The sequence below is a fragment of the Acinetobacter sp. YH12233 genome (assembly GCF_013417725.1).
Taxonomy (GTDB): Bacteria; Pseudomonadota; Gammaproteobacteria; order Pseudomonadales; family Moraxellaceae; genus Acinetobacter.
The window spans coordinates 68,335-89,420 of record NZ_VPDK01000004.1; the positions used below are offsets into that span (position 1 = coordinate 68,335).

General features: G+C 42.2%; 19 protein-coding genes. 8 read left to right on the forward strand and 11 right to left on the reverse strand.

The annotated features are described in order from the left end of the window. Positions 1-308 precede the first annotated feature (308 nt). Both FTV12_RS03380 and FTV12_RS03385 read left to right on the forward strand, forming a co-directional pair. On the forward strand, positions 309-1,751 hold the full coding sequence (locus tag FTV12_RS03380) for an aldehyde dehydrogenase family protein (protein WP_180033502.1): 1,443 nt from the start codon (positions 309-311) through the stop codon (positions 1,749-1,751). Positions 1,752-1,843: 92 nt separating this feature from the next. Further along, on the forward strand, positions 1,844-2,506 hold the full coding sequence (locus FTV12_RS03385; protein WP_180033503.1) for an SOS response-associated peptidase family protein: 663 nt from the start codon (positions 1,844-1,846) through the stop codon (positions 2,504-2,506). Positions 2,507-2,589: 83 nt separating this feature from the next. Here the strand turns inward: FTV12_RS03385 and FTV12_RS03390 are convergent, their stop codons facing one another. Then, positions 2,590-3,054 carry a MarR family winged helix-turn-helix transcriptional regulator gene (locus FTV12_RS03390; protein ID WP_179992445.1) on the reverse strand — a complete coding sequence of 155 codons (465 nt, stop codon included), beginning with the start codon at positions 3,052-3,054 and terminating at the stop codon, positions 2,590-2,592. Positions 3,055-4,014: 960 nt separating this feature from the next. Here FTV12_RS03390 and FTV12_RS03395 point away from each other — a divergent pair. Next, positions 4,015-5,538: a TerC family protein gene (locus FTV12_RS03395; RefSeq protein ID WP_179992446.1), complete on the forward strand. Its 1,524-nt coding sequence runs from the start codon at positions 4,015-4,017 to the stop codon at positions 5,536-5,538. 475 nt (positions 5,539-6,013) lie between these two features. Here FTV12_RS03395 and thiM read toward each other — a convergent pair whose 3' ends face one another. The 3 genes from thiM to FTV12_RS03410 form a co-directional block, all read right to left on the reverse strand. Then, positions 6,014-6,847, reverse strand: coding sequence for a hydroxyethylthiazole kinase (gene thiM, locus FTV12_RS03400; RefSeq protein WP_180033513.1), 834 nt, complete (start codon positions 6,845-6,847; stop codon positions 6,014-6,016). A gap of 39 nt (positions 6,848-6,886) precedes the next feature. Next, entirely contained in the window at positions 6,887-8,047 is a 1,161-nt protein-coding gene (locus tag FTV12_RS03405; RefSeq protein ID WP_125279012.1) for a hypothetical protein, read from the reverse strand. Between the two features lie 168 nt (positions 8,048-8,215). Further along, complete coding sequence (locus FTV12_RS03410; RefSeq protein WP_004783954.1) at positions 8,216-8,473, reverse strand: hypothetical protein; 258 nt, start codon at positions 8,471-8,473, stop codon at positions 8,216-8,218. 682 nt (positions 8,474-9,155) lie between these two features. Here FTV12_RS03410 and pepN point away from each other — a divergent pair. Together pepN and FTV12_RS03420 are read left to right on the forward strand one after the other, a co-directional pair. Then, the gene (gene pepN, locus FTV12_RS03415; RefSeq protein ID WP_180033504.1) at positions 9,156-11,765 is read left to right on the forward strand and encodes an aminopeptidase N; all 2,610 of its coding nucleotides are present in this window, start codon (positions 9,156-9,158) and stop codon (positions 11,763-11,765) included. A 209-nt stretch (positions 11,766-11,974) separates the two neighbouring features. Continuing rightward, positions 11,975-12,184, forward strand: coding sequence for a hypothetical protein (locus FTV12_RS03420; RefSeq protein WP_004783945.1), 210 nt, complete (start codon positions 11,975-11,977; stop codon positions 12,182-12,184). Between the two features lie 41 nt (positions 12,185-12,225). Here the strand turns inward: FTV12_RS03420 and FTV12_RS03425 are convergent, their stop codons facing one another. Both FTV12_RS03425 and FTV12_RS03430 read right to left on the reverse strand, forming a co-directional pair. Next, positions 12,226-12,672, reverse strand: coding sequence for a universal stress protein (locus FTV12_RS03425; protein WP_180033505.1), 447 nt, complete (start codon positions 12,670-12,672; stop codon positions 12,226-12,228). A gap of 125 nt (positions 12,673-12,797) precedes the next feature. Beyond that, positions 12,798-13,241, reverse strand: a complete 444-nt coding sequence (locus tag FTV12_RS03430; RefSeq protein ID WP_125279008.1) for a universal stress protein — start codon at positions 13,239-13,241, stop codon at positions 12,798-12,800. Between the two features lie 276 nt (positions 13,242-13,517). Here FTV12_RS03430 and FTV12_RS03435 point away from each other — a divergent pair, with 276 nt between their 5' ends. Together FTV12_RS03435 and FTV12_RS03440 are read left to right on the forward strand one after the other, a co-directional pair. Continuing rightward, positions 13,518-14,522, forward strand: a complete 1,005-nt coding sequence (locus FTV12_RS03435; RefSeq protein ID WP_180017586.1) for an alpha/beta hydrolase — start codon at positions 13,518-13,520, stop codon at positions 14,520-14,522. 66 nt (positions 14,523-14,588) lie between these two features. Beyond that, positions 14,589-14,933, forward strand: a complete 345-nt coding sequence (locus FTV12_RS03440; RefSeq protein ID WP_180033506.1) for an SMR family transporter — start codon at positions 14,589-14,591, stop codon at positions 14,931-14,933. Positions 14,934-14,950: 17 nt separating this feature from the next. Here the strand turns inward: FTV12_RS03440 and FTV12_RS03445 are convergent, their stop codons facing one another. From FTV12_RS03445 to FTV12_RS03460, 4 genes are all read right to left on the reverse strand, one after another. After that, positions 14,951-16,126: a benzoate/H(+) symporter BenE family transporter gene (locus FTV12_RS03445; RefSeq protein WP_180033514.1), complete on the reverse strand. Its 1,176-nt coding sequence runs from the start codon at positions 16,124-16,126 to the stop codon at positions 14,951-14,953. 110 nt (positions 16,127-16,236) lie between these two features. After that, the gene (leuE, locus tag FTV12_RS03450) at positions 16,237-16,896 is read right to left on the reverse strand and encodes a leucine efflux protein LeuE (protein WP_180033507.1); all 660 of its coding nucleotides are present in this window, start codon (positions 16,894-16,896) and stop codon (positions 16,237-16,239) included. 82 nt (positions 16,897-16,978) lie between these two features. After that, on the reverse strand, positions 16,979-17,950 hold the full coding sequence (gene tal / locus FTV12_RS03455; protein ID WP_159124304.1) for a transaldolase: 972 nt from the start codon (positions 17,948-17,950) through the stop codon (positions 16,979-16,981). An 89-nt stretch (positions 17,951-18,039) separates the two neighbouring features. Next, the gene (locus FTV12_RS03460) at positions 18,040-18,930 is read right to left on the reverse strand and encodes a LysR family transcriptional regulator (protein WP_179992455.1); all 891 of its coding nucleotides are present in this window, start codon (positions 18,928-18,930) and stop codon (positions 18,040-18,042) included. A 94-nt stretch (positions 18,931-19,024) separates the two neighbouring features. On the opposite strand from FTV12_RS03460, the gene aceI reads away from it, so the two are divergent. After that, on the forward strand, positions 19,025-19,456 hold the full coding sequence (gene aceI, locus FTV12_RS03465) for a chlorhexidine efflux PACE transporter AceI (protein ID WP_180017578.1): 432 nt from the start codon (positions 19,025-19,027) through the stop codon (positions 19,454-19,456). Between the two features lie 97 nt (positions 19,457-19,553). Here the strand turns inward: aceI and FTV12_RS03470 are convergent, their stop codons facing one another. Further along, a complete protein-coding gene (locus FTV12_RS03470; RefSeq protein WP_179992456.1) occupies positions 19,554-21,071 on the reverse strand; it encodes an acetyl-CoA C-acetyltransferase in 1,518 nt (505 codons plus the stop codon). Positions 21,072-21,086: the final 15 nt, after the last annotated feature.

Sequence of the window (21,086 nt, forward strand, 5' to 3'; positions counted from 1 at the left end):
AAACAGTAGCTTTATATCTGCCAGTCGCTATTCGTATGAGCGTTTACAGTTCCTCATGCTGGGTAGCTGTAGAGCTTTGGATAGTGTATTTAAGACTCAGTTTAATTCGCAATTTTTAATTTCTAAGAATCGTATTTTGGCTGATGTACTGGAAGATTTAAACTGCGATAAAAGAGAATCATGCATCAGTAAGTTCCACTTACTTATAAAGCTAAAGATAAAAGCGTAACAATTCGTCGCTGTCACTTCCATCCTGAAATGGCTCTGCTAAAGTAAAAGCAAATCAATAAATTGCAGGGAAGAACAGCATGGCATATCAACATTTGGATCAGCAGTTTATTGCGGGTCAGTGGCAACCCGGCCGTTCCCAGAAAATGATTCAGAATCTGAATCCCTACACCCAGGATACGATCTTTACTTTGCAGTCTGCCAGTACAGCAGATGTGGATGCGGCTTATGCTGCAGCTGATAAAGCCTTTCAGCAGGGTGCTATTAAATCAGTTGAGTTAAGACAGCAAATCCTGCAAAAACTACAACAGGTGATTCAGGCACGCCAAGATGAAATTATTGACTGGTTAATTCTTGAGTCTGGAAGTACCCGTTTTAAAGCGGGTCTGGAAGTTGGCGCTGCTTTATCCATTATTCAGGAAAGTCAGAAATTTCCGGAGCAGATCAAGACTGAACAGCTGGAGAGCAAAGATCCCCAACGTAAAAGTCTGGTACTGCGTAAACCCTTGGGTGTGATTGGTGTCATTAGCCCATGGAATTTTCCATTTCATTTATCCATGCGTTCGGTAGCAACAGCGATTGCCTGTGGAAATAGTGTGGTACTCAAGCCAGCAAGTGATACACCAGTGACAGGTGGAACCTTATTAGGCAAATTGTTTGAAGAAGCTGGTTTACCCGCAGGTGTGCTCAATGTGGTTTCAGGTGCAGGCAGTGAAATCGGTGATTATTTTGTCGAACATCCGATTCCAAAAATGATCTCATTCACGGGCTCTACTGAAGTCGGACAGAATGTAGGAAGTAAAGCCTTAGCCAGCCCTCGAATTAAACGTCTGGCGCTGGAACTGGGCGGAAATGCGCCACTGGTGATTCTGGATGATGCTGATCTTGAGCTGGCAGTAGAACTGACAATCATGGGGCGCTTTATGCATCAGGGGCAAATCTGTATGAGCACCAATCGGGTCATTGTCGATGCGTCTATTCATGATGCCTATGTGGAAAAACTTTTAGAGCGAGTGAAAACTGTTGCTGTGGGTGATCCAAATCTGGAAGAGACCATCATTGGGCCGATCATCAATCAGAGTCAGATCAAAAAACATCAGCAGATTATTCAAAGTGCAAAAGAGCAGGGTGCAGAGCTGGTATACGAAGGGGGGATAGAAGGTAATCTGGTCTATCCACATATCTTTACTGGGGTAGCACCTGAATCTCCACTGGCTCAGGAAGAAAGTTTTGGACCGATTCTGCCAGTACTGAAAGCTCGTGATGAAGCACATGCCTTAAAGCTGGCCAATGATACCCGTTTTGGCTTATCCAGTGCGGTTTGTACTTCGAATATTGAACGTGGTATCAGTTTTACAGAACAGCTGGATATCGGTATGACTCATATCAATGGTATTAGTGTGGCAGATCAGGCTAATGCTCCGTTTGGGGGAGAGAAAAACTCTGGGCTTGGGCGTTTTAATGGACGCTGGATTTTTGAGGAATTCACCCGTACTCACTGGCTGACTGTACCCAGTGAATAATATTAAATGATAGAAACTTATCCATAATCCATACAGGTTTAAGCTTGGCATCAAGCTATAATCAGAACATCAAGTGATCTGTCTGATTAAGCATGTGTGCCAACTTTAAGCCTTTAACTTCACAGCAAATACATGATCTGGGCTTGCCGGAAATTCCCTTTGAATATCCGGAAGAAGTCTATCCGAATTATGCTACCCCCTTGTTATTTCAATCTGATCAAGGTCTGGAATGGCGCTCGGTTAACTTTGGCTTTATTCCCAAATGGGCAGAGGATAAAACGATTGGGACAAAAACCTACAATGCCAGAAATGAAACTTTGCTGCAAAAACCAACCTTTGTAGAAGCGACAGTCAAATGCAAGTTTGGGGTAATTCCCGTCTCGGAATTTTATGAGTCAAAGTATTTTGATAATAAACCACAGCGCTGGGGCGTCAGACGCAAGGATGGAAAAGCGACCTTTATTGCGGCACTCTATGAAATTGCACGGGTGCAGGATGAAATTGTACGTTCGGCCAGTATGATTACGATGGATGCAATAGACCATCCCATGATGAAAGAGTTTCATGAGCCGGGAAATATTAAACGTTCAGTCATTGTGATTCCGCATGAACGTTTACATGAATGGCTGAATCTCACACAACCGGATATTCGCAGCTTTGTACAGGGATTTCCAGTAGAGGAGTTCGAATGTTCACATGTACCAAAAGAAAGAATCAAAAAAGCCAGTCCACAGCTGAACTTTTTTGATTCCTAAAACCTAGAAAGCAATGGCGGATCGTTAATTATTATAAAAGGTGTTATTGATCTCGCCAGCTAAATTCAAAATTGAAAAAATACTTAACGAGCCAAGTTTTTAAAGATATGGCGTAAGCTTTCCATAGTTTTTTCAATTTGTAATGGGGTTAGCCCTTCAAATGACTGTTCCAGTACAACATTGGTCAGGTCATTAATTTTATGTGTCATTTCCATTCCTTTTTCAGTCAGCACGACACGGGTAATACGAGCATCGTCTTCACAGGAATAGGTTTCAACCAGACCTTCATCTTTTAAGCGATAAACGATCTTGGTGGTTGTCGACATTTTAGATACGACCATTTCTGACAGGTCAGAAACGCTGGCATGTGGTTTGGCTTTAAGAGCAAGCAAGATACGGCGACGTGAATTATCGACACCATACTTTTTTAGTGCATGATCTACATTTAGGACATATTGGGCATGGACTTGAGTCACCCAGTAGTATGGAAAGTTTTCTAAATTAAAGTCTTCTGCACAAGGTAAAAATTTTGCATATTTTTTAGTCATGAAATGTTCCTTTTATTTATTTTTCTAGGGCACTGACATTTTATGTAAAAGTTTATACATGTTTCAACCTTTATTTTTAAAATGTTAACGAGATTGCATTTGTTAGATCTTCTTAACATCAAAAAATCAGGCGATTTACATGTTGTAGCTCAATCGGGGCAAATTGTAACTGTCTTTATCCAGATGAATGGCATTGATATGACATGCAAATCTTAAGGCTCCAGATTAGGTTTAGAGTCTAAATAAGAGCTGGGTTGGCAAACCATATGGATAAATGGCCGACCTGCGCATATCTTACTTTTGGTGAGTATGCGGAAATACAATTCAAAATCGATGCTGTTTAAATGAATGCTCTGATACATTTTTAATCTGTAGCACGATGCAGATGCGGATTTCTCAAATCTGACCGAAAGCTAGAGCGAGTACATTTAAATTGGTCACTCATCGAATAAAACCGTTTTGGATGAGAAACTTATGCATCTTTTTGATCTCACGACTAACTATTTATAACGTGTATGAACCATTTTAATAAAAAAATCCATATTTAAAATATGTCTTTAGATAAGTGGATTTAATGGACTTAGTCGGATAGTGGATGATTCAATATTTTATGATGCATGATTAGATATGAATATTAAGAGAAACAGTAATTTATATCTCAGGCTTCTATCAGTTAGATTTAATGCGCTTAGGGTCAAAAAGAAGCCTAAATTTTCTTTAATTTGTAATGAGTTATGTAGAACATAACAGATTCAGGCCAATGATTTGAAAATTAAAAGATTTTAGAATGAGGAGAGGCAAAGCGGTGCAACAGTTTTTCATAAATTTTATTGTTCAAAAATCATAAGTTTATGCATAATAGATACATCTTAAGTCGAAAAGGTTAAATTAAATGGATCCCTCGCCGTGCGTTGATCTTCCATATTCGTTGCTTACATACTCAAACGGGATGGTGTTCTAATGGAATTTTTATTAGATCCCGGAATTTGGGTTGGTTTAATTACTCTTATTATTCTCGAAATCGTTTTAGGTATTGATAACCTAGTCTTTATTGCCATTCTGGCTGAGAAACTTCCTCCTGAACAGCGTGATAAGGCCCGTGTGATTGGTCTATCCTTGGCCTTGCTAATGCGTTTAGGTCTGCTGTTTGCGATCTCCTGGTTAGTCACCTTGACTCAACCGCTTATTCAATTATTTAACTGGACTTTCTCTGGACGGGATTTGATTCTGCTCTTTGGTGGTTTATTCCTGCTCTATAAAGCTGTTACCGAACTTCATGAAAAAATTGAAGGCAAGCCTGAAATACAGGTTACGACCAAGGTGGCATATGCAGGCTTTACAGCAGTTGTGGCTCAGATTGTCATACTGGATGCCGTATTTTCACTGGACTCGGTGATTACCGCCGTAGGTATGGTCGATAATATCTATGTCATGATGGCGGCCATGATTATCGCGATGGCCGTGATGTTATTGGCGTCTAAACCATTGACTGACTTTGTGAATCGTCATCCTACGGTCGTGATTCTGTGTTTGAGCTTCCTGCTACTGATCGGGATCAGCCTGATGGCAGAAGGTTTCGGTTTCCATATTCCGAAAGGTTACATCTATTCTGGTATTGGCGTTGCAATTGCAGTTGAAGCCTTTAACCAGTTTAGTCAGCGCAATGCTGCGAAACATGAAGCCAAGATTCCGTTGCGTCATCGCACTGCTAACAGTATTCTCCAACTGATGGGCGCTAAGCTTGAAACCACCAGTACTACTCAGCATGAAGCACAGGAAACCTTTGCGGATGAAGAACGCTATATGATTGGCGGGGTATTGACCTTGGCAGAGCGTTCTGTAGCATCGATCATGACCCCACGAAGTCAGATTTCCTGGGTCGATCTGGAGGATAGTCCGGAACAAATCCGTGAAAAAATCCTGTCTGTACCCCACAGCCTGTTTCCGGTTTGTCGGGGCAGTCTGGATAAGGTGATTACCATCGTTCGTGCCAAAGAGCTGTTAGATGTACTGGATGAACCGGAAGAGTTAAAAGCTTTGATCAAGCGTCATCGCCCTATCTATATCTTTGAAAGAATGAAGGTGATTGACGCGATTAATACCTTACGTACCTCAAAAGGCTCTCTGGTGCTGGTGAGCGATGAATTTGGTCATGTACAAGGTCTGATTTCACCGCTAGATGTGTTTGAGGCAATTGCCGGTGAATTCCCGGATGCCGATGAGCAGCTGGATCTGGTCAAAGTTGATGATACACACTGGATTGCATCTGGTATGCTGGATTTGTACCAATTAGAACTTGAGCTCGGTATGCTGGATCTGATTGATGAAGATGCAGGCTATATCAGTGTTGCCGGTCTGATTCTGGATAAAACCAATAGTGTGGTCGAGGTAGGCACTGAACTGAACTACCAAGGTATTCAATTCAAGGTAATGGAAATCGAAAATAACCGGATTAAGTCGGTGAGTATCCATTATCAGGGTTAATCGCCTGTCTTGATTATTTTTTGAGTCAGTTGCTTAAGGGCAACTGACTCTTTTATTGAATATTATTTATGACTTAGATATTAATGCTCACCTAAGCTTATTCTTCAGGCTAAATGGAGTATTGAATATTTCGGAAGCCAAGAATGCGTAATAGGTTTTACAGGTTTAGAAGTAATAAATCTTACTGAAGTATCAAAATACAGACATGCTTTATTTAGAATTATTAAACAAATTTAAATAAAGTTTAAAAATAAGTGTGAATTTGACTAAGTGGTAAAATATATATTTCACGTAATTTTGAAAGATATTAGTCAAATTCGAGATACAAAAGCTCATCCAAAGCTTACACAATACTCAGCTTGAGCGCTTGAAAAATTATTTTTGCCAGATTAGGGCTGAATTTAATTATCTAAAAATAAGTTGAATAGTGTAATAGGGTGTTCTATGTGTTCATTATAAAACACCCGACTGATGCTTAATCCGCCAAAATCCGAAAGTCTGCATATTGACGGATCGTTTCTATATTCAATTGATGGATCTCATCGGTAAATGCAGCATTAAACTGGCCTAAGGTCGGTGCTTTGGCAAAAGCCAATTGACCGGCGATTGCAAAATGAACATGAGCAGAGAGCGCTGCGATCGCAGGAGAACTTACTGCACTATACGCTGCAATCAGGGCCCCTAGGGCACATCCAGTTGCTGTGACGCGCGGCTGTAAATATGAACCGCCTAAAACCTGAATCACCGGATAATCTCTGGAAATGATGTAATCAGACTCACCTGAAATAGCAATACATTCACATTGTTCCAGTAAGGACTGCGCCTGTAGATAAACTTCCGAGCTATCGACAGTGCTATTGACGCCTTTGGACTCAATATTTTTCCCTGCCAAAGCACCAATTTCTGAAGCATTCCCCCGTAAAATTGTGGGTTGATAGATCATGAGCTGATCCACAACACCTGAACGCCAATGCAGTACATTTCCATAACCAACAGGATCTAGTACCCATGACTTTTGAATGCTGTGTGCTGTTTTCGCAGCAATCTGCATTGCCTCAACCTGTTCAGTAGTCGGCGTTCCCAAATTTAAACTGAGTGCCCCGGCAATTTTGACAAAACCCTCTGCTTCAAAAGGATTATCAATCATGGCGGGCGAAGCATTCGCAGCCAGCAAGATATTGGCCACATAGTTGCTGGCCACCGCATTAGTCATCACATGCACCAAGGGTTGCTGCTCTTGAAGCAATGACCAGGCTTCACAGATCTGATCGAGAAAAGTATTTTGTAATTGTTGCACGGAAGTATTCATCATCCTGATCTTTCAAATATGAATAGGGCTGCTAAATGCTTAGCGGGTAAAATAATGGTCTTGATGTTTGCAGTTACGGCATAACAGGCTGACATAATCGCTGGCATCATATTCAACAGTAAGCTCTTGTGAGCCGCAATGCATACAGCGTTTTTGTGAATAAAATTTCAGGCGTGGTTCAATCTTTTGCCATGAACGCCAGACCGGTTGGAAGAAAATATTTTCATCATAACCCAGGAAGCGGAAAAACAGGATGCTGCTCATTTTGCTCAAAGGCAATTGCGGTGGGCGAGGCAGGATAGAGGTTTCCCATTTTTCATTCACTGAACGTTCCCGATATTGCTGTAGGGTCTTTTTCAGTAAATTGGTATTAATGAAATTTTCATTTCGTGGTTTTAAAGCTTTCTGCTGATACAGATATTCGAGGGCCGATTGCACGAGATAATAAATCTGTCCCACAGCCAAAACATCGAGCAGGCGATAGCAGAAAGCCTGAAAACTTTGATTGCCCGCAATCTGGATACCCCAGCTACGGCAATAGAACTGAGCGAATTGAATGACTTCCTGATACAGCAGACAATACAGTGCATCTTTGACTTCATCCGCACTTTTAAAAGGTACGCCTTTGCTCAGATTTTCATAGAACCAGTAACGCAATTGCTGGGTAATACTAAACAGGCTTGGCTCAGAATAGCCATCCAGACGTACATTAATATAGTACTGCTGATTCTCTTGTTGAATATCTCTAGGAACTAGAATCTGGTCTTTCAGCAGATTTTTGACCAGACCATGTTGATACAGGTAATTCGGGCTGATGGAATAATATTTAATGGCATGCCAGTCAATATATTCCTGATGCTGGCTATGTTCCAGAACCTGTTCATCCAGAATCGAGAGCAGAAACAGTTTATTAATAAAGCTGAGCTGATTGAGCTCATATTCATGCCGATCCTGTTTTTTATGAAATTTCCGGTTTTCCTGTAAACGGACTTCTTTCAGCATACGTTTACGCTGAGCCAGACACTGATCGCAATAACAGTTATGTTTCTGGTCGGTATAGAGCTGATGCTGGCAGTGGCTGCATTCATGATAAGTAATGTCCTGATCATACTGTTCTGCCTCGATCCAGTACATGGAGGCCTTACATAACGGGCACTGCGTACTTTCATCAAGCTGTTTTTGCAGAACGTTGAATACCATGATTGCGCACAACTCCAGAATAAAGAGAAACTGCGATTATACACAGCTCATCAAAGTCACGCGTCATTTGACAATATTTTTAATAAAGCAGATTTCAGAAGAAGAGAGCCTTTAAACGAACAGAGCTACCGAAGTAGCCCTGTATTCAAGAAAACTGGATCATCGTTTTTAAACGGGGCAGGGTAATGTTTCGTCTTCCTCTCCTTGATGTTTCGCTTGAATCAACGCCTGCACTTTTTTGGATGGAACCTTTTTGGCACCGAGTGCATCATAAGTATTCAGAATCGCACTGACCTCATGCGCCTGTAGCTGAACGCCTTCAGAACTCATGAACAGGGCAATAACTTTATGATCAATATTGGCCTGATCCAGAACCTGAAGTGTTTTAAGATTTTCAATCCGTACCACATGCTGTTTTAAATACATAGCTCACCTCAATTTCTTTGTTGTCGTTATTCTTGGAGTCTTTGCGCTTGGAGAAAACACACTTAAACTGTAGCAAAAACTATGCTCATTTTTTAATCAATATTTCGGAATTGCTATTAATCATAAATTATATATTTTTAAATCAAGCACATAAGAAAATGTAAAAAAATATGATATTAGCCGAAAACTTGGCATATATCTTTCTTTGAATCCTGCCATTGCTGTTGGGTGATGCAAAATGCATTCAAACTGGTGCATGTCATTTGTGCATTTAAAATGAAATTTGGAACGCAGATTAACCAGAACTTAATCTTTTAGAAGTCAGGTTTTGCAGCGCCCAGCATCTAAATTAGATATAAGGTTGTCCTGAACCCAGGCAGTAATTTTTCATATTGGAATAATACTTTGCATGTGCAGTAATCATGCATAGAGGAATCATACAGTGCAGATGAAAGCTTTTTTTATTTTATCTTTAAGTTGTTTTAGAGATGGGGATTTTAGATATCGAGCAAATATAAGGCGATTATCGTATATTTTGATGTAGCTCAATTGAAAAGATCAGTAATTATTCCCATATACAATACAAATGAAACGCACAGACAGGTTCAAGATCAAGGCGTATGATCAATGCATTGACAATCTTTTGCCTTAGAAGCTGTGCAATAAAGGATCAGGACATTATATGAATATCGCGGCGAATCCGGTGATCGAAGCAGATCAAACCATTTATTTAAAAGACTATCAAAAACCTTCTTTTGTTGTAGATTCAATCGACCTGAATATTCAAGTCTATGACGATCATACGCTGGTCAGCAGCAAACTGGAGATGCAGCGCCAAACAGCAGGTGATCTGGTATTGCTTGGTCGTGACCTGGAACTGCAATCGATCCAGTTAAATGGTCAGCCACTAAATGCATCAGATTATATTTTGGATGCTGAGCAACTGGTGATTAGCAATGCTCCAGATCAGGCGACTATTGAAACAGTGGTCAAGATTCATCCAGAAAGCAATACCATGCTGGAAGGTCTGTATCAGGCCAGTTCAGATTTATTCGTAACTCAGAACGAACCGGAAGGTTTCCGTAAAATTACGTTCTATCCAGACCGCCCAGATGTATTGTCTGTATTTACCACTCGTGTCGAAGCTGACAAAAAGTATCCGGTTCTACTGGCTAACGGTAACCTGATCGAAACCGGCGAAGTGGATGAAAACCGCCACTATGCACTTTGGCAAGATCCAACCAAAAAGCCGAGCTATTTATTTGCCTGCGTAATCGGTGATATGGCAGTGATGAAAGACCGCTATACCACATCAGAAGGTCGTGATGTCGCACTGGAAATCTATGCTGAAGAAAAAGACATTCCAAAATGCAAAATCGCGATGGAAGCGTTGAAACATTCCATGCGTTGGGATGAAGAGCATTATGGTCTGCCATACGACCTTGATAATTATATGATCGTAGCAACCAGCGCATTTAACATGGGTGCGATGGAAAACAAAGGTCTGAATATCTTCAATACCTCATGTGTATTGGCTGATGAAGAATATACAACTGATGCTGCCATCATGCGTGTGCAATCAGTGATTGCCCATGAATATTTCCATAACTGGACGGGTAACCGGATTACTTGCCGTGACTGGTTCCAGCTGTGCCTGAAAGAAGGTTTGACCGTATTCCGTGATCAGTCTTTTTCTGAAGATCTACAATCTGCTGCGGTACAACGTATTGATGATGTGGCAGTCCTGAAAGCGCATCAGTTTCCGGAAGATTCTGGCCCTTTATCGCATCCACCGCGACCGGATCATTTTGTAGAAATTAATAACTTCTATACGGCGACCGTGTATGAAAAAGGTGCGGAAATTAACCGTATGATGGCGACTTTGCTCGGTAAAGAAAAATTCCGTCAAGGTACAGATGAATATTTCCGCCGTCATGATGGTCAGGCCGTAACGGTTGAAGACTGGGTAGCTGCCTTGACTGCCGGTTCAGGGGTAGATCTATCAAACTTCCTGACTTGGTATAACCAGCCAGGTACACCGAAACTGGTCGCTAAAGGTGAGTATGATGCAGATACACAAACTTATCGTCTTCGCTTTAAGCAAAGTCTGAAAGCTCATCCGAAATATCCGAATCTGAAAGCTGTTCCGATTCCAGTGGCTTTGGCTTTGTTTGATGCGGCTACAGGCGAGCAGCTGAGCCTGCACTCTGATGCCTTATTTGAAAATGGCGTCAAAGATGGGGTGTATCTGTTTGATCAGGATGAAGCGACCATCGAGTTTAGCGGTCTAACCAGCAAGCCGGTGGTTTCTTTACTACGTAACTTCTCTGCACCCGTTGATCTGCATTTTGATTACTCTGAACAAGAACTGGCGTTCCTGTTGCAATATGAAACCAATGGTTTTAACCAGTGGCAGGCGACCCAGACTTTATTAGAACGCATTTTGTTGGATGATCAACCTTCTGAAATCTATATCGAGGCAATGCTAAATACCTTGCCTGATCTGATTCAAAAAGATCCGTTATTGGCTTCCCGTCTGTTTGATGTACCGGCTGAAGGTTACCTGGGTAGCCGTATTGATACAGACTATAATCCAGCCATGATCAAGGAAAAACGTGATGCCTTGCTGCATAAATTGGCACGTGCCTTTGGAGCAACAGCTAAAGAAATCTATCTGAGTCTGGATCCTGAGCTGCAGTCAGATTTCTCTCAGGCGATGGGTGTGCGTGCACTGAAAAATATCATGTTGATGCTGATTGCACGTCAAGGTGATGAAAGTGCATTTGAACTGGCAGGGCAGCAATACCAAAACACAGGCAATATGTCTGAACGTTTGGGTGCCTTGCGTGTTCTGGTATGGAATGATGCACCTCAAGCTAAAGCATTCCTGGATGATTTCTATAACCGCTTTAAAGATGAAGCACTGGCACTGGATCAATGGTTCATGCTGCAAGCAGCTCATCCAAAAGCGACTGCAGAAACAATTAAAGCACTCACTGAGCATGCGGATTATGACTTGAAAGTGCCAAACCGTATCCGTGCGGTGAGTGGCGGTTTGAATGCCAATCCGGTCAATACCTGGAGCTTTGGTGTGCAGCATTATATCGAGCTGGCGAAATATCTGGATCAGAAAAACCCGATTGTCGGTTCACGTCTACTTCAGGTGCTTTCACGCTGGTATACCCTGATTGAACCACAACGCAGTGAAGTCAAAGCACAACTTGAAGCTTTAAAACCACAGGTGAAATCGAAAAATGTCTCAGAGACATTGAACAGCATGTTAAGCGTATAAGATCGTTATGTAAAAAGCCGGATCAACTGATCCGGCTTTTTATTATTGACTTATTTTAAATGGTGAATTTAAGCGCATTTAAAATACTATAATGTGAAATCAGTCACATAAAAGGTTTACAGTAAGAGGCTAGACAGGAAAGTAAAACTATACTTTTCTATTAAACATGAAGAAATCTTCAAATTGATATACTAGAGGTCTTATTCAAGATGTTAGTGAAAATCGAAGATGGTTTTTATTTAAATACTCGGCATATTATTGCGGTTCATGTCAGCAGAAATGCTGCGACTGGTCTGTTTGAAATCTCCCTTCAATATACACCGCATTCTATTCAGCAAGCTGGAGAATACAAAAAAGTATTTAATAGCCAGCTGGATGCTGAACTCTTCCTGAACGAACTGAATCAAAAAGTTCGCTAAAAAAAGCCTGCATCGCAGGCTTTTTTGTTGTCTGGGTTACGTTAAGGTCTCACAATCAATACCGGAATCTCGGACTGGGAAAGGACATTCTGTGCCACGCTACCCAGCATCAGTTTTTGCAGACCTTTACGGCCATGTGATCCCATGATAATCAGATCGGTCGGAACTTCCTGCGCTGCCTGAAGAATTCCTTCAGAAGGTGCCATACCATGAATGATTTTAGTCATGACTTGCGTACCATCATGCACAAAATTTGCCTTAATCTCATTTAAAAGATCCAGTGCATGTTGTTCTGCCTGCATGAAATAGTCAGTGACTGCGGGAGCAACTTTATAAAAGTCCACGCCTTTAAATGGGTCTACAGCAATAATACTGACCAGCGTCACCTTACTATTAAAAGCTTTAGCCAGCTCGCGGGCATGTTCAGCTGCAGCATAGGACATCGAGGATTCATCGAGTGCGACAAGAATATGTTCATAGTTTTGCATGGTGCTTCCTCATTTTTAGAATATGCAGTGAAATGATCATTTAGAAAATGGAGGTTTACTGTAGAAGGGTTCAGACAGAAACACTGCCTGAAAAAATTGCGCACCTTGAAGATGCGCAAATCAGATTATTTTTTAACGATTAACACCGGAATTTGACTGGCGCCAAGAACATCCTGTGCAAAGCTGCCCAGAATCATTTTCTGGAAGCCTTTACGGCCGTGTGAACCCATGACGATTAGATCAGCCTGGGTTTCCTCTGCAGTCTCAGCAATATGTTCGGCATTCACCAGGCCAGTCACAATGCGGGAATCTGCTTCTATACCTTCACTGCCTGCAATTGCAGTGGCTTCTTTTAGGGCATTTTTTGCATTGGCATGAGCCTGAGCAAAATACTCTTTCATAATCGTTGAACTGTAGTAGAAGTCAGCTTCAGTAAAAGGGTCTTCTGCAATCAGGCTAATCAGGGAAAGTTTACTGCCAAATGCCTTGGCAATTTTGGCTGCATGTCGAACTGCAGAAAAGGAAATATCTGAACCGTCTACTGGGACTAAAATATGTTGGTAAGCCATGATTTTTCTCCGCATGTTGTGTGTTTTTTACGCTCTGATTTATTGATAGCACAGTGCACCCATGGGTGCAATTGCAAAAAGCTGAAAAATGGCAAAAAATATTTAAATTACAGATATTTTTCACATAAAAGCAGAGATTTGATGAAAGAAAAAACAGAGTAAAAAACTAGGAATTCAGGTTTTATTGATCAAAAATAACAGGATAAATGACGCTGTTTTTCTGGGGATGGTTTAAACTGCCTGGGCTTATTTTTTGGCTGATCTAGGGGGAAGGTTTTGAGGTTCTTTGTCATTCATTTATTGCTGCTCTGTTCAATTATTCTGGCAGGCTGTCAAAATACTGTACAAAATAGTCGGGTCATTGCCGGTGCTTTTAATTTGACCACAGGGATGCAGCAAAAGGTGATGGATCGCTATGCACCAGGTTCGGTCATCGTGCATCAGAATATGGTCTATGAACCGCAGAAAAAGCTCTCTCTGGATCTGTATCAACCACAAAATATCGAAAATATCGGCCCGCAACCAACCATTGTGTGGATTCATGGTGGTGGCTGGATTTCTGGTTCCAAAGAACATGCCCGGGGTTATTTTAAACTTCTGGCTGCGCAAGGTTATAATGTGGTATCGGTCCAATATCAGTTTGCACCTCAAGCCATTTATCCAAGCCAGTTACATCAGATTGATCAGGCCTTGGAGTTTATTACTCAACATGCAGCCGAATACCAGATTGATGCCGAAAATTTATATCTGGCCGGAGATTCTGCCGGGGCGAATATGGCCAGCCACTATGCTGCACTTTTAACAAATCCCGCCTTTGCCAAACAATCGGATTTTCAACCTTATCTGCAACCTTCCCAGCTTAAAGGTCTGATTCTGCACTGTGGTATTTATGACTTGGAGTCATTCGCCAGTACCGCACCTGATGAAATGAAGATCGTAGAGTGGGGAGTATATAGCCTGATTCAGGCTTATACAGGTGACCGTAAAAATGATACCGAGTTTCTAAAACGTATTTCTCCAATCCAGTATATTACGCCATCTTATCCGCCAGTATTCATTAGCGGGGGCAACAAGGATTTTCTGACCGACACCCAATCCTTGCCTTTTATCAAAGCTTTAAAAGCGCAGCAGGTTCCAGTAACAGAAGTTTTTTATCCCGAATCTAAAGCTTGGCTGATTCATGAATATCAGTTCTTTATGGGCAAGAAAGAAAGTCAGCAGACTTTTATCAAGACGCTGGATTTTTTGCATCAGCTTTCGCCCCTCAGCATAAACTTATAAAAAATTTATTTCTTAAGACCATAACTAAGTTTAGGTCTAGGAAAGATAAATTTGGAGAGTGAAAAAATGAATCCTGCAACTTGGGCATATTTTTTGTTGGGTTTGGCCATTATTGCCGAAGTCACTGGCTCTACATTTCTGGTGAAATCTGAAGGCTTTACCCATTTGTGGCCTTCTTTAGCGGTGGTTGTTTTATTCTGTATCGCCTTTTATTTGCTGTCTCAGGTGATTAAGGTGATTCCTTTAGGCATTGCTTATGCGATCTGGGCCGGTGTCGGGATCATTCTCACGGCCATTGTCGGTTATATTGTATTTAAGCAGGCGCTGGATCTTCCTGCTTTTATTGGTATTGCCCTGATTATTTCCGGTGTAGTGGTCATCAATCTGTTTTCTCAAACGGCAGGACATTAAAAGAGATAGATATAAGTCTAAGCCAGCTGAGGTTTAAGCCTAAATAGTAAATAAACCATCAAACCAAGCAGTAGGCCCCAGAAAGCTGAACCTATTCCAAAAAACTGGATATTGGATGCACTGAACAGAAAGGTCATCAGTGCGGCTTCCCGGTCATGACTGTCCTGAAAAGCCAGTGCGATGTTATGGCCAATGGTGCCAAACAGGGCAATGCCAGCCAGAACCGTAATCAGAATACCTGGAAAAGCCATCAATAAGCTGGTCAGGGTCGCAGCGAAGAAACCCATCAGGATATAAAACAGACCACAGCTCATACCCGCGATATAACGTTTAGCCGGATCAGGATGTGCCTGTGCATCCAGACTGACTGCTGCGCTAATCGCGGCAAGATTAACACTGAAACAGCCAAAGGGAGCGAGTAGTGCTTGAGTGAGGCCCGTCCAACCTAAAATCGAATTTACCTTGGGTGGATAGCCATAACTTTTAATTACAGCCAGGCCTGGTAAATATTGCGATGCCAGATTAATCACCATCAGCGGAAGAGCTAGTCCTAAAATAGCTTGCAGGCTAAATTCTGGCGTGGTCCATACAGGCTGAGCGATACTCCAGTTCAAATGAGGAAGTGTAAAATCGATAAAGAACGGACAGAGTACAATTGCAAGCAGTACGGTAATGACAATGCTATAACGGGTACTGAGCTTTTTAGAAATGAGATAAATGGCCAGTACGGTAAGTACAAAGCCCCAGGATTGTTGCAGGCTGCCAAATACTGAAATACCAAATTTCAGTAAGACACCAGCCAGCATGGCACTGGTCAGACTTTGTGGAATAAACTGAAAAATCCGGTCAAATATTCCGAAAAATCCCAGACAGGCAATCAGGATACCGCAAATCAGAAAAGCGCCAATCGCTTCGGCCAGACTGTAATGGCCTGCGGAGGCAATAATTAACGCTAGACCGGCTGTCGACCAGGCGGTGGAAATCGGATAACGATATTTCCAGGAAAGCAGAAAGCCGGAAACCCCAATACCTATACCGAGTGCCCATAACCAGGAACTGATTTGCGCTGCATTTGCACCCAGGCTTTGGGCTGCTTCAATGACCAGTACCGCGGATACGCTGATCCCAATCATGCAGGTAATAAAACCCGCCATGATGGCAGGAAAGGAGAGATCTTGTAAAAGTTTAGGCATCATCCATGACACTATTTTTAAATGCGTTTAAATCATACGCTTTTCATATATCAACACAATGTTTTTAACAATTTTTGAAAGCGCTGCTCTTGCCAGAAAGCTGCTAATTTTTAGAAGGTTGAAGTCGCCAGTTTAATTCCGAACCCGCAGAAGAGAATTCCTACTGAAGCAACCCCGCCAGCCGTCAATTTATAATTCTGGTTGAAATAGCTCGCGAGTTTGACCCCGGAAAAGATCAGGATTGAAAGGTAGGTCATGCTGATCAGTTGCAGGATTAAAGCCAAGAGTGCAAAAGTCAGTGCCGGATAAGGGTAAACAGGATCAACAAACTGCACGAAAAAAGACAGGTAGAACAGAATCGCTTTAGGATTTAAAACACTGATTGTTAATGCTGTACGGAAAGGCTGAATCGACTCGACAGTTTCAGAAGTAGCCTTTTTAATCTGAACACATTGTGACGACTGTTTCGGAAAGAAAGTCTGATAGGCGGCAATGATCAGTTTGATCCCAAGATAACTGAGATAAACAGCACCGATAATTTTCAGGGCAATAAACAGCACGGGGAACGTATGGAGTAAGGAGGCTGCGCCTAACGCCGTACATAGGATCAGAATCAGATCACCGGTATAAACCCCTAAGGCACCCATATAACCGGTCTTGATGCCAAAGCGGGAGGCAATTGACATGACATAGAGGGAATTCGGCCCCGGCAGTAACACAATTAACGTTGTCCCAATAATAAAGGTCGTTAGATCTGTGATACCAAACACGAAGAACTCGCAAAAATGAAAAAAGCCGATGCGGCATTATAGCAACATCGGCTTGGAGAAATTCTATAAATTCGCTGTGAATTTAGGTGGTGCTCAAAAAACTTTCCTTTAATAAAGCCGCCAGTTGTTCACGGGCTTTGATAAAGCCATCGATACCACCTTGCAGTAATTCACTGGCCATCTGGTCCTGTTTCAGTTGCGCATCAAAATCGGCATGACTGATTGGATTCAGTTCACCTTGAGATTGAATATCTTTGGCTGAAAGCTGAGCCTGAACTTCACGCTGATCATTTTCCAGTTGTTCCAGCAAGTTTGGTGCGACAGTCAGTAGATCACAACCGCTGAGGCCCAGGACCTGTTCAATACTACGGAAGCTTGCCCCCATGATTTCAGTTTTAATCCCATGCGCTTTATAGAATTCATAAATGCGCTTCACTGAGAGTACGCCCGGATCTTTTTCGATCGGATACGACTCAACACCTTCCGCTTTCTTGTACCAGTCTAGAATGCGGCCGACAAAAGGTGAGATTAAAGTCACTTTGGCATCAGCGCAGGCATGGGCCTGATGCTGGCCAAACAATAAGGTCAGGTTGGTATGGATACCTTCTTCTTCCAGTGCTTTCGCTGCCTGAATACCTTCCCAAGTCGATGCGATCTTAATCAGGATGCGGTCAGAATTAATTCCATATTGATCATACAGCGCGAGTAATTCTTTAGCCTTGGCGATGGTCGCTTCAGTATCAAAAGACAGGGAGGCATCCACTTCAGTCGAAACACGACCTTCAATCAGTTTTAAAATTTCAACACCGAATTTGACGGTCAAAATATCAATCGTGCGTTCAATCAGGGCATTATTCACATAGCCTTCTTGCTGGGCTTGTTGAAAAGCAGCTTCAATCAATGCCTGATTTTCAGGTTGTTTCGCTGCTGCAGTAATCAGAGATGGATTTGTGGTTGCATCCAGAGGGCGAAATTTCTCAATTGCGCTTAAATCACTGCTATCTGCCACAATAGTCGTCAAGTTTTTTAATTGGTTTAATGCAGTTAATGTCATTACGATCTAGTTCTATGGTTATTGCTTATGCATTCTTATATATCATAAATCATCCTCTTACCAAGTAGACTGTCGTTGAATTTCTGTGATTAATGGTCGGTTTTTCGCTGCTGACGCAAGTGATTAATCAAAAAATGAGCAGCTGTACCCAGTCGAGTTTCCCGGCTCCAGACCAGATCGACAAAATATTCAAATTTTGGGGTGAAATCGAGCAGCTGCAAGATCTGTAGCTGCTCCTGCAAATGTAGCTGTTCATTGATCATTTCCAGAGGGAGTACACCCCAGCCCAAACCTTGCTGGATCATGTTACAGGCTGAATGATGATTGTCAGTGCGCCAGTAATTCCGGGAAAAGAGCAGTTCTGGCTTAATGCTACGATCACGACTGGCAACAACAATCTGTCGGTTTTGTAAAATCTGTTCATAGCTGACCTGGTGAAATTGACTTAATGGATGCTGTTTGGCCGCCACAGCAACCAGTACCTCACGCTTTAATTCTATAAACTGTTCACGGGTTTCTAATTGCTCCCGCTCAAACATCAGCGCTAACTGCGCTGAACCTTCAAATAGCATGTGATGAGCATCTTCCTGAGGTGCGCTAAAGACATTAACTTGCAGCGCTGGAAATTCCCGTTCCAGCAAAACGATATAATCAGTCCAGCGGGTATGGAGGAGCTCAGACACCACCACAATATTCAGTTCAGATTCAAGACCTGAACTAAGTGCTAGGGCATGTTGCTTCCATTGGTTGATTTCAACCAAAAGCTGCTCAGTTTTTTCATACAGTACTTTCGCCTGTGCAGTTGGTTTTGGCTCACGGCCAATGCGTTCAAATAGCACCAGATTAAGATCAATTTCTAGATTGGCAATGGCCATACTCACTGCAGAAGGAACTTTACCAAGTTTACGCGCAGCAGCAGAGAAGGAGCCAGTTTCCATAACCAGTTTAAACATCTGTAGCTGTTCTTGATTAATATTCATGAATTCTATCTTTCATTTTTATTGATAGATTCTAACTCGAATAATCAAATTTAAAGAAATAAAATTCTTTTATCTCCTGACTTGATGAACTGAAATGTTAATTTCGAAAAGAAGACTGATTCATGCCACCTTATATGAAGGCATTTTATTGGTGGTAATTGCCATATTACTGAGTACGCTCATGCATATGCCGCTTGAGGTCACAGGCGCTCTCGGAATTGCGATGGCTGTGACTTCAATGTTCTGGAATATGCTGTTTAATCATTATTTTGAAAAGTTTGAAGCCAAACATCGTCTGAAAAGAACAATCAAAGTGCGGATTGCTCATGCGATTGGATTTGAAGGTGGTTTGATGCTGGCAACGATTCCGATGGTAGCTTATGCATTACAGATCAGTCTGGCGCAGGCTTTTCTTCTGGATCTGGTGATGACGCTATGTATTTTGGTATATACCTTCATCTTCCAGTGGTGCTATGACCACCTTGAGGCCAAAATGGGGCTGGAACCAGACTACCGAAAAGCTTAACTTGAGTCTTTACTAGAGTAATCCTCAAATACTTCGCTAATAATATTGCAATAAAAAAACCGCTCATAAAGAGCGGCTTTTTTATATGAGGTTTGGATTATTTTTCAATAATAGCTGTTACGCCTTGACCACCAGCTGCACAGATCGAAACCAGTACACGACCCGAACCTTTCTGATTAATCAGTTTTGCTGCAGTTGCGATAATACGACCGCCAGTTGCTGCAAACGGGTGACCTGCAGCTAGAGAAGAACCTTTTACGTTCAGTTTGGCACGATCAATTGAACCTAGTGGAGCATCCAGACCTAAACGTTCTTTACAGAATTTTGGATCTTCCCAAGCTTTCAGCGTTGAAAGTACTTGCGATGCAAATGCTTCATGAATTTCATAGTAGTCAAAATCTTGAAGTTTCAGACCAGCACGTTCCAGCATACGAGGGACTGCATAAGCAGGTGCCATCAACAGGCCTTCTTTCTTCTCTACGAAATCAACGGCAGCAGTTTCCTGGAAAGTCAGGTAAGCCAATACTTCATGGCCATTTGCTTTAGCCCATTCTTCAGAAGCCAATAGCACACAAGACGCACCATCAGTCAGTGGAGTAGAGTTACCCGCCGTCATGGTACGTGCATCGCCTTTACCAAAAGCAGGTTTTAGTTTCGCCAGTTTTTCAACTGAAGAATCAGGACGCAAGTTGTTGTCGCGTTCAAGACCCAAGAATGGAGTTACCAGGTCATCAAAGAAACCTTCTTCATAAGCTGCTGCCATTTTCTGGTGTGAAGAAGCAGCTAACTCATCTTGCGCTTCACGGGAAATACCCCATTCCAGTGTAGTAATCGCCTGATGGTCGCCCATAGACAGACCAGTACGTGGCTCACCATTTTTTGGTGCGTCCATCAGGTCTTTCACATTGATTTTAGTCAGGGCTTTTAAACGGTCTTTCGCCGTTTTCGCAATGTTCAGCTCAAGTAATGCTTTACGTAAGCCATCACCGAAAGCGATTGGTGCATCAGAAGTCGTATCTACACCGCCTGCGATCCCCACTTCGATTTGACCTAGAGCAATCTTGTTCGCGACCAGGAAGGCCGCTTGAAGGCCAGTACCACATGCTTGCTGGATGTCATAAGCAGGGGTTTCCGGTGCAAGAGCAGTATCCAGTACACATTCACGCGTCATGTTGAAGTCGCGGCTGTGTTTCAGTACAGCACCTGCAACCACTTCACCTAAGCGTTGACCTTGAAGGTTAAAACGTTCAACCAGACCATTCAGGGCTGCTGTGAACATATCAGTATTGGATGCCGTAAAGTAAGCACCGTTAGAACGTGCAAATGGAATGCGGTTACCACCGATAATAGCAACGCGGCGAACTGTATTTTGGCTCATGTTTGGTTCCTGTTGAACAGAAGTCTGTGTTATAGATGTTGAATCTTGTTGGCTTGAAGTCGTTTTTTTGGTACGTGCAGATGTACTGCGTGTACGTGTGGTTTTAGCCGGACTTTTTTCTGCGGCATTGGCTGTATCAGGATTTTTAGTGCTACGCTTGCTACGCGTTGATGGTTTTGACACAGTTTCTGTCGCAGAGTTCTCGACTGCTGGATTATCTTGAGTTGTTTTGCTCATAAGGCTTTACCAGGC

What these genes read in the sequence shown, in the direction of transcription:
- FTV12_RS03380 (WP_180033502.1), top strand. Translation starts at nt 309, where the DNA reads ATGGCATATCAACATTTGGATCAGCAGTTTATTGCGGGTCAGTGGCAA.
- FTV12_RS03385 (WP_180033503.1), top strand. Translation starts at nt 1,844, where the DNA reads ATGTGTGCCAACTTTAAGCCTTTAACTTCACAGCAAATACATGATCTG.
- FTV12_RS03390 (WP_179992445.1), bottom strand. Translation starts at nt 3,054, where the DNA reads ATGACTAAAAAATATGCAAAATTTTTACCTTGTGCAGAAGACTTTAAT.
- FTV12_RS03395 (WP_179992446.1), top strand. Translation starts at nt 4,015, where the DNA reads ATGGAATTTTTATTAGATCCCGGAATTTGGGTTGGTTTAATTACTCTT.
- thiM (WP_180033513.1), bottom strand. Translation starts at nt 6,847, where the DNA reads ATGAATACTTCCGTGCAACAATTACAAAATACTTTTCTCGATCAGATC.
- FTV12_RS03405 (WP_125279012.1), bottom strand. Translation starts at nt 8,047, where the DNA reads ATGGTATTCAACGTTCTGCAAAAACAGCTTGATGAAAGTACGCAGTGC.
- FTV12_RS03410 (WP_004783954.1), bottom strand. Translation starts at nt 8,473, where the DNA reads ATGTATTTAAAACAGCATGTGGTACGGATTGAAAATCTTAAAACACTT.
- pepN (WP_180033504.1), top strand. Translation starts at nt 9,156, where the DNA reads ATGAATATCGCGGCGAATCCGGTGATCGAAGCAGATCAAACCATTTAT.
- FTV12_RS03420 (WP_004783945.1), top strand. Translation starts at nt 11,975, where the DNA reads ATGTTAGTGAAAATCGAAGATGGTTTTTATTTAAATACTCGGCATATT.
- FTV12_RS03425 (WP_180033505.1), bottom strand. Translation starts at nt 12,672, where the DNA reads ATGCAAAACTATGAACATATTCTTGTCGCACTCGATGAATCCTCGATG.
- FTV12_RS03430 (WP_125279008.1), bottom strand. Translation starts at nt 13,241, where the DNA reads ATGGCTTACCAACATATTTTAGTCCCAGTAGACGGTTCAGATATTTCC.
- FTV12_RS03440 (WP_180033506.1), top strand. Translation starts at nt 14,589, where the DNA reads ATGAATCCTGCAACTTGGGCATATTTTTTGTTGGGTTTGGCCATTATT.
- FTV12_RS03445 (WP_180033514.1), bottom strand. Translation starts at nt 16,126, where the DNA reads ATGCCTAAACTTTTACAAGATCTCTCCTTTCCTGCCATCATGGCGGGT.
- tal (WP_159124304.1), bottom strand. Translation starts at nt 17,950, where the DNA reads ATGACATTAACTGCATTAAACCAATTAAAAAACTTGACGACTATTGTG.
- FTV12_RS03460 (WP_179992455.1), bottom strand. Translation starts at nt 18,930, where the DNA reads ATGAATATTAATCAAGAACAGCTACAGATGTTTAAACTGGTTATGGAA.
- aceI (WP_180017578.1), top strand. Translation starts at nt 19,025, where the DNA reads ATGTTAATTTCGAAAAGAAGACTGATTCATGCCACCTTATATGAAGGC.
- FTV12_RS03470 (WP_179992456.1), bottom strand. Translation starts at nt 21,071, where the DNA reads ATGAGCAAAACAACTCAAGATAATCCAGCAGTCGAGAACTCTGCGACA.